The sequence below is a fragment of the Frankia sp. CcCS3 genome (assembly GCF_977927575.1).
Window position 1 is genome coordinate 1 of the sequence record NZ_CDWRCL010000183.1, and the last position, 8306, is coordinate 8306.

5 protein-coding genes and 1 riboswitch are annotated in these 8306 nt (G+C 69.5%); of the genes, 1 reads left to right on the forward strand and 4 read right to left on the reverse strand.

Going from position 1 to position 8306, the window contains the following annotated elements; genetic code table 11:
- Positions 1 to 135: 135 nt before the first annotated feature.
- The 4 genes from AC08OQ_RS14915 to AC08OQ_RS14930 form a co-directional block, all read right to left on the reverse strand.
- Positions 136 to 756: a CGNR zinc finger domain-containing protein gene (locus tag AC08OQ_RS14915; protein WP_476605523.1), complete on the reverse strand. Its 621-nt coding sequence runs from the start codon at positions 754 to 756 to the stop codon at positions 136 to 138.
- A 194-nt stretch (positions 757 to 950) separates the two neighbouring features.
- Positions 951 to 2792 (reverse strand): phosphomethylpyrimidine synthase ThiC, encoded by a 1842-nt coding sequence (thiC, locus tag AC08OQ_RS14920; RefSeq protein ID WP_476605524.1) that lies wholly within the window; start codon positions 2790 to 2792, stop codon positions 951 to 953.
- Positions 2783 to 2890, reverse strand: a riboswitch (TPP riboswitch). Its footprint overlaps the gene before it by 10 nt.
- A gap of 144 nt (positions 2891 to 3034) precedes the next feature.
- The gene (locus tag AC08OQ_RS14925; protein WP_476601998.1) at positions 3035 to 4561 is read right to left on the reverse strand and encodes an ATP-binding cassette domain-containing protein; all 1527 of its coding nucleotides are present in this window, start codon (positions 4559 to 4561) and stop codon (positions 3035 to 3037) included.
- Positions 4558 to 6636: a branched-chain amino acid ABC transporter permease gene (locus AC08OQ_RS14930; RefSeq protein ID WP_476601999.1), complete on the reverse strand. Its 2079-nt coding sequence runs from the start codon at positions 6634 to 6636 to the stop codon at positions 4558 to 4560. Before AC08OQ_RS14930 ends, AC08OQ_RS14925 begins: the two co-directional genes overlap by 4 nt.
- A 144-nt stretch (positions 6637 to 6780) precedes the next feature.
- On the opposite strand from AC08OQ_RS14930, the gene AC08OQ_RS14935 reads away from it, so the two are divergent.
- Positions 6781 to 8013, forward strand: a complete 1233-nt coding sequence (locus AC08OQ_RS14935; protein ID WP_476602000.1) for an ABC transporter substrate-binding protein — start codon at positions 6781 to 6783, stop codon at positions 8011 to 8013.
- The last annotated feature ends 293 nt before the right edge of the window (positions 8014 to 8306 follow it).

Sequence of the window (8306 nt, forward strand, 5' to 3'; positions counted from 1 at the left end):
CCATGCCCTCCGGCTGGAGGACCTGGCCGCCCACGCCGGGATGAGTCGCCGAACCTTCACCCGCCGCTTCGCTACGTCAGCACCTGCGCGACGCCATCGCAGTCCCCCGAACGCCTACCGCAGAACCTTCCGCGGCTAAGGCGCCAGGAGCGCGTCCAGTGGTGAGGCGGGCCGGTGCGCCCGCGCCTTGGCCCGGTTGCCGCAGATGGCCATGCTGCACCAGCGACGCTGGTGGGCCTTGGCGCGGTCATAGAACCACAGCGTGCAGGTCGGGCCGTCGCAGTTGCGGACGAGCGACCGGTTGCCATGCGCGAACAGGTCCGCGGCGGCCCGCGCCGGCAAGGCGAGGAGGACCTCGGCGGATGCCCACGTCCCGCTTTCGACGATCGCGGGGGTACCGCCGACGCGGGTAAGCCGCGCGTACCGATGGTCGGTGGCCAACAGCCCATTCAGTCGCGACAGCGTGGGTTCGTCCGGCACGGTGGAGCTGCCGCCCGCCCAGGCGCCGATAAGCGGCCGCAGCCACTCCCGGAGCTCGACCGCGGCGACGGCGATGCGGTCGAGCTCCTCGGGCCCGAACCGAGCAGGCAGCGCCTCTCGTTCGGCCGTGCCGACAAGCCCCGCGAGCTGGAGCCAGCGCAGGTAGCTCCGCCCATCGGCGATCAACTCGATCGGGCCGTCCGCCGAGAAGGCGAGGCTGTTGACGAAGTCCAGCACCGGATGATCGCCCAACCCGATCAGCACGTCCGGGTTCATCGGAGACCTCCCCTCGAGCCGATCGCCCAAATAACCACTCCACTTCCTCTTGAGAGGTTACTCCCCCGCCAAAGTAATCGTCTTAGCTATCTTTTTTAGATATCTTTTATGGACCACTGGACCACTGGACCACTGCGCCCGCTGCGCCCGACGGGGCCCGCCGCTGACCGGCAGGAGCCCGTCGGGACGGTCGGTCAGGAGTTGGCCACCGGAAGGTAGATCCGATTGCCGGCGGCGTTGAACTCGGCGGCCTTCTCCCGCAGGCCGGCGGTGACCGCCTCGTCGCCGGCCGGGCCCGCGCCATGCCCGGCCGGGTCCAGCCCGTCCCCGCCCGCGTGTGCCCGCACCTGGTGGGAAATCTTCATCGAGCAGAAGTGCGGGCCGCACATCGAACAGAAGTGCGCCGACTTCGCGGCCGGGGCCGGCAGCGTCTCGTCGTGGAACGCGCGTGCGGTGTCGGGGTCGAGCGCGAGGTGGAATTGGTCAGCCCAGCGGAATTCGAACCGGGCGTCCGACAGGGCGTCATCCCAGGCCTGCGCGCCGGGATGACCCTTGGCGAGGTCGGCGGCGTGCGCGGCGATCTTGTAGGCGATGACGCCGGCCTTGACGTCGTCCCGGTCAGGCAAGCCGAGATGCTCCTTCGGGGTGACGTAACAGAGCATGGCGGTACCGGCCCATCCGATCATCGCCGCCCCGATCGCGGAGGTGATGTGATCGTAGCCGGGGGCGATGTCGGTGGTCAGCGGCCCGAGGGTGTAGAACGGCGCGTCGTGGCACAGCTCCCGCTGCAGCTGCACGTTCTCCTCGATCTTGTTCATGGGCGCGTGCCCGGGGCCCTCGATCATCACCTGGACGTCGTGCTCCCACGCCACCTGCGTCAACTCGCCCAGGGTGGCGAGCTCGGCGAGCTGTGCCTCATCGTTCGCGTCCGCGATGGACCCGGGCCGCAGGCCGTCGCCCAGGGAGAACGTGACGTCGTACGCGGCGAAGATCTCGCACAGCTCGGCGAAGTGGGTGTAGAGGAAGTTCTCCTCGTGATGGGCCAGGCACCAGGAGGCCAGAATCGAGCCGCCGCGCGAGACGATCCCGGTCCTGCGCCGCGCGGTCAGCGGCACGTAGCGCAGCAGCACCCCCGCGTGGACCGTCATGTAGTCCACACCCTGCTCGCGCTGCTCGATCACGGTGTCCCGGTAGACCTCCCAGGACAGCTTCTCCGGCCGGCCACCGACCTTCTCCAACGCCTGGTAGATCGGCACGGTCCCGACCGGCACCGGCGCGTTGCGGATGATCCACTCACGGGTCAGGGCGATGTCCGACCCGGTCGAGAGGTCCATCACGGTGTCCGCGCCCCAGCGGGTCGCCCACACCATCTTCTCGACCTCTTCCTCGATTGAGGAGGTAACGGCCGAGTTGCCGAGGTTCGCATTGATCTTCACGAGAAACGCACGGCCGATCGCCATCGGCTCGGACTCGGGATGGTTCACGTTCGCCGGCAGCACGGCCCGCCCCGCGGCGATCTCCGCCCGCACCGTCTCGACGGGAAGACCCTCCCGCAGGGCGACGAACTCCATCTCCCGAGTGATCTGACCGCGGCGGGCGTAGCCCAGCTGGGTTACGGAAGGCCGTCCCGGCACCGCCCGACGGGGCACTCGCACCTGCCCGCCGAGATCCGTCCCGCCAAGACCGGGCGTCCCAGAACCGGGCGCCCCGGTCCCGGGAACGGTCCGCTGCTCATCCGGCGCGGTGTCGCCACGCTGGGCGATCCAGCTGTCCCGCGTCGCCGGCAGACCCCGGCGCACGTCGATGGTCACCCCCGGATCGGTATATGGACCGGAGGTGTCGTACACCACGACGGTGTCACCCGTGGTCAGCACGATCTCCCGCATCGGCACCCGCAGATCGGGATCCGCACCGACCAGCCAGGTCTTGCGGCTGCCCGTCAGCGGACCCGTCGAGACCGCCGTCATCGCCGCGGCCGAGATGGACGAGGAGGAGGACGAGACAGAGGAGGACGAACGGTCGGTGCGCGACACCATGTAAGACTCCCTACGCCGGCATTACCCGGACAGGTTCCTGCGGTCGGCGGCCCCAGCCGCCCTCTCAGCCCCTTGGCGGAGCTCCCGCGATCAACTTCGACGCTTGTCGACAGTAAGACACCGCCGGCCCGCTCGCCACCCCTTCCGGTTCATCCGACGCATGCCCCACACCATCGGGCGACGTGAGAGCCCTGTTCCGCCGGACCCCGGTTTCTCCGCGTGGCGGGGAACGCCGGACCAGCTCAGCGGTCCGGGGCCACCGCCGGCCCGGAACTCCCGCCCAGGTAGGCCGTCTCGATGAGCTCGGGACGCGCGACGAGATCCGCCGCGCTCGCCGACAGCGCGATCCGGCCCCGGTCGAGAACGTAGCCACGGTCGGCCACCTGCAACGCGAGCGAGACGAACTGCTCGACCAGCAGCACGCCGGTCGACGTCTCGAGGGCGATCGTGCGCAGCAGGGCGAGCAGCTGCGGCGCGACCCCGGGTGCCAGGCCGAACGACAGCTCGTCCACCAGCAGCAGACGCGGTCTGCGCACCAGAGCGACAGCCAACGCGAGCCGTTGCCGCTCACCCCCGGACAGTTCTCCGGCCGACCGGTCGAGCAGGCCGCGCAGCACCGGGAACCAGTCCAACACCGGCCCGATCTCGCCGGATGAGCGCCGGCCGGCCGCCAGGCGCAGGTTCTCGCGGACGGTCAACCGCCCGAGTGACCCTCGTCCCTGCGGTACGACCGCCATCCCCCGGCGGGCGAGTGTGCTCGGCGCGGCCCGGCGCGACCGGTCATCGAGGACCTTGACCCGCCCCCTCGACGGCGTCAGCAGCCCCGCCGCCGTGCGGATCAGCGTCGTCTTGCCCGCGCCGTTCGCTCCGAGCAGCGCCACGATCTCCCCGGCACCGACGGTGAGCGACACGTCCCGGAGCACCGGAACTCCGTCGTATCCGCTTGTGACCCGGTCGAGCACGAGCAGATCGCCCCCGCCTCGACCGGGGGCCGGCGCCGGGGTGGAGCCAGGCATGGACCCGGAGGCAGAGGCCGGGGCAGGCCCGGCGCGGTCGCCGCCGTCCGGCTCACCACCGCCCAGATAGGCGGCGCGGACCGCCGGATCGGCGCGCACCTCGGCAGGCCGACCGCGCGCGACGACGCGGCCCCCGTCCAGGACGAGGACGTGGTCGCATACGTCGAAGACGAGCTTCACATCGTGGTCGACGAGCAGCACGGCGATGCCGTCGGCGGCGATGCGGCGCAGCCGGTCGGCGAGCGTCCGGCGGGCGGCCGGGTCGAGACCCGCGGCCGGTTCGTCCAGCAGCAGGACCTTCGGCCCGGCGACGAGGGCGCGGCCGAGAGCCACCGAGGACCACTCGTCGTAGGAGAGCGTCGACGGCAGGCGGTCGGCGATCGTGGCGAGCCCGAGTGACCGGGCCGGATCTGGCCCGTCCGCGGGTCCGGGTGCCCGGGGCGTGACGACGGCCAGGTTCTCCCCGACCTCCAGGCTGTCGAAGAGTTCCAGCGCCTGGAAGGTGCGGGCGAGCCCCAACCGCAGCCGCTCATGCGCCGGCAGTCCGACGAGCACGGCACCGTCCAGCGTGACGGTGCCCGCGCTGATCGACGCAAACCCGGTGAGGGCGTCGATCAACGTCGTCTTTCCGGCTCCGTTGGGTCCGATGAGCCCGGTGATGGTGCCGGCCGACAGGGTGAAGGAGACATCCTCGAGGATGCGCGTACGGCCCTGGTCGGCGGCGAGCATGTCGACCGCCAGCAACGCCGTCACGGGGCTCCGCCCGGGTTGACCGGATGCGGGGTCAGGCTCGGCCGGCCCTGGTCCGGCGGCTGCGGGTGTCGCACGTGATCTCCTCGACGCGTTCGCTGCCCAGAACCGGTCCGATGCGTGCCACCCGACCGATCCACGCGGCTCTGATGATCGGCGCGAGCCGTCCGATGCGGTCGGTACGCGAGCCCGGCCGGACGTAGCACCGCCAGCACCACGACGGCGATCCCGCACAGCACGGACTGGTACTTGCCGAGCCCGGCAACCTGGTCCAGCACGATGAACACGATTCCGCCCGGCACCAGCAGACCGCCCAGCAACGCTCCGCCGACGCTCGTCACCCCACCGGCGGCCGCGATCGCCAGGAAGAACAGCGAGGCCGTGACGCCGAACGAGTCGAAGGACAGACGTCCCTGACCGTAGCCGATGAGGCAACCGCCGAGACCGGCGATCGCGGCGGAGAGAGTGAAGGCGAGTACCTTCGTACGACGGACGTCGATCCCGGCTGCGGCAGCGGCCCGTTCGTTCGCGCGCACGGCCAGCATGCGCCGGCCCAGGTCCGCGGTGCGCAGCCGGGCGACCCCGTAGCAGCACGCGGCGAGCACGGCCAACGCCAGCAGCCCGTACTCCGGCCGAGGGAACCCGGCACCGGCGAGCCCGAGATCGAGGCCGAAGATCTTCGGATTCGGTACTACCGACCCGGCCAACCCGCCGGTGACCAGCGGGTTTCCGAACACCACCTCCTGGATCGCGACGCCGGCGATCAGAGTGATCAACGCCAGGTCGATTCCACGCAGCCGCCGTGACAGCACCCCCAGCAGCAGGCCCGCCACAGCGGCGGCACTCGTGGCGAGCAGGGGTGCGATCGGGAACGGCACGCCCAGCTCACCCTGGAGTCTGGCCAACAGGAAGCCGGCGACACCGGCGAGGGTCATCTGCGCCAACGAGAGCTGTCCGACGTACCCGGTCAACACGACGAACGACAGACACACCACGGCGCCAGCGAGGCTGCGTTCGAGGCCGAGCCGGTAGGGGCCGGTCAGCACGAGGATCGCGACCACCCCGAACGGCACACCGATTGCGAGGTGGCGCAGGGGAGACTCCGGCGGTTCGACCACCGGCATCGGAGCCGACACGGCGACGCCCGCGGCGCGACCGGGAATCAGGTCCCCGCGCCGGCTCGCCACCGCGATGACCAGAAGCATCGGAAGCAGCGCGCGCAGTCCCGGCTGGTTCAACCAGGAGACGTCCTGTTGCAGCGGGATCAGGACAGCCTGGGTCATGCCGAGGCCGAGAGCTCCGACGACGGTCAGACCGAACGAGGACAGGCCACCGAGCAGAGCGGCGGCGAGCGCGGGAACGACGAACAGCGAGTAGCTCGTCGGATTCAGCGCACTGATCGGCGCCACGAGGATCCCGGCGAGAGCGGCGAGCACGGCCGCAATGACCCAGTTGACGGCGGCGATCCACCCGGGCCGCCGACCGAGAAGCGCGGTGGTCTGCTCATCCTCGGCGACGGCGCGGGTAGCCAGGCCGAACAACGTCCAGCGCGACATCGCCCACAGACCGGCGGCGACCACGATGACCGACGCGGCGAGCAGCAGCCGGTCGCTCGCCACGGTCACGCCCAGCAGGGACAGCGGTGACTGCGGCAGCACCGGGCTAAGGAACCTGTTGTCAGATCCGAACTGGAGCACGGCGACGGCCTGCAGCGCGATCGTGAGGCCGACCGCAGCCACGACCGTCATCAGCGGCTGGGCACGCCGCAAGGGCCGAAAAATAGCCAGATAGGATACCATCGCTAGGATTGCCGCCATTGCGAGGGATACTGACAGGGCTAGCCCGAAGGTGGGCGTGTCGGTGAGATGAATTCTTGGCGACATCCCGACGACGGGCAGTACGAGGTCCCCGACCTCCCGTAGTTCTGCGTACTGATAGGTGACGTACATAGCGAACGCCCCATGGGCGATGTTGACCACGCCGGACGCGCGGTAGGTGAGCACGAGCCCCAGCCCGAGCGCCGCGTACACGGCCCCCGGGCCAAGGCCGAGCAGCAATGCTGCTATATACGTTGTCACCGGGCCCCCGTAGACGCATCTATTACAGATAGAGAGATCCGAACTGCGATGAAGACCGGACGCATGGTCACACAACAGTCCCCGTCCGGCCGGTCGACGGTCAAGCCCCCAGAACTGGACGACAGAAGTGTAGCTTCACGAGCCGTGAGACAAGCCTCCCGCATCCTCCTCGCGTTCTCCGTAGCCTTGTCCGTTGTCGTCGTCGGGTGCACGAGTCAGCGCGGTGGCTCGTCCGGCGCAGCTGCCGGTGGCAGCGCGGCGGCGAGCCGCCTGACCGGGCCTCCGGTCACTGTCGGCTTCGTAACGGTTGAGAACAGCACTGTCGGGTCATACCCGGAGACCCGGAAGGCCGCTCAGGCCGCCGTGGACTACGCCAACACCTCTCTGGGCGGGCTCGACGGTCGGCCGCTCCGGCTGATCAGTTGCGCAACCGACGGCTCGCCGGAGTCTTCCCAGAACTGCGCCAACCGGCTTGTCGCCACGAAACCACTCGCGGTGGTCGGCGGGATCGATTTCGGCGCGGAGGCGGCGATGCCGATATACGAGACCGCCCACATCCCGTACGTCACCGGCTCTCCTCAGCTGAGCGGAGAACTCGGCTCACACAACGCCTTCGCGTTTTCCGGCGGTTCGCTCAGCGAGCTGCTCGGCCTCACCGACTATCTGACGAACATCCGGCATGTGCGCAGCGTGCACGCGCTGTACCTCGACCTGCCCGGCCTGCTGTCCGCCGCTATCCAGGGATCACAGAACATCCTGCGCCATAAAGGTGTGTCCGATATCAAACTGGTGCCAGAGAAATCCGACGCGGCGGACTTCGCGCCAGCCCTGACCCAGGTCGCGGCGGGCAAGCCAGACGCGATCATCGTGGTGTTCCAGGCAGCGACGTGCACCCGGATCGTCCAGGCCGCGGCGGCGCTGAACATCCGCAGCGACATCTACTTCATCGGTCCCTGCACCACCCCCGCGGTGCCGCGCGCGGCCAGCGGCCGGACCGACAACCTCTACTTCGCTTCCAGCTACCTGCCGGTCGGGACGAGCGATGGTGACGCCGACACGGCGGCGTTCCGTAAGGCGATCCCGGAGGCCGATCGTTCCTCGTCGTCGCAGGGATCCTTCTCCGCCGTCCTCAACATCCGGTCGCTGCTGGCCGGTACCGCCCAGCCGACCTCGGCCGCCCTGCTCACGGCGCTTCGTGCCTCCCACGACCACCCGAACGTCATGGCCCATCCGTTCACCTGTGACGGCAAGCAGATCGACATCTTCCCGGCGGTCTGCAACACGGCGGTGCGGCTGCTGGCGTGGAAGAACAACACGTTCACCGATGTCACCAGCAACTGGCTCGACGGGCGCCAGCTCATCAAACTGATCAACTAATCACCTGGGCCGACCCGGGCCAGGCTGGACCGATCCGGGCCGCGGCACGGCACGGCTCGCTCAGCGAGCGGCTCCGGTCGGTCCAGATCAGCGCCGCCGATTCATCGGACAACACCCACTGTCTCATCCGGACCCAATGTCTCATCCGGCGCGACGCCGCCGAACAGGGCGGCGTCGACTGCCCCCGCAGCCGGTCACCCAGACGCGACGCGCACCGGCTTCTTGACAAGCGGTTGACTAACGTTGCTAGCTAGAATCGACTAACAGCGTTAGACGACTAGGGCCTGTTTGGG

What these genes read in the sequence shown, in the direction of transcription:
- AC08OQ_RS14915 (WP_476605523.1), bottom strand. Translation starts at nt 756, where the DNA reads ATGAACCCGGACGTGCTGATCGGGTTGGGCGATCATCCGGTGCTGGAC.
- thiC (WP_476605524.1), bottom strand. Translation starts at nt 2,792, where the DNA reads ATGGTGTCGCGCACCGACCGTTCGTCCTCCTCTGTCTCGTCCTCCTCC.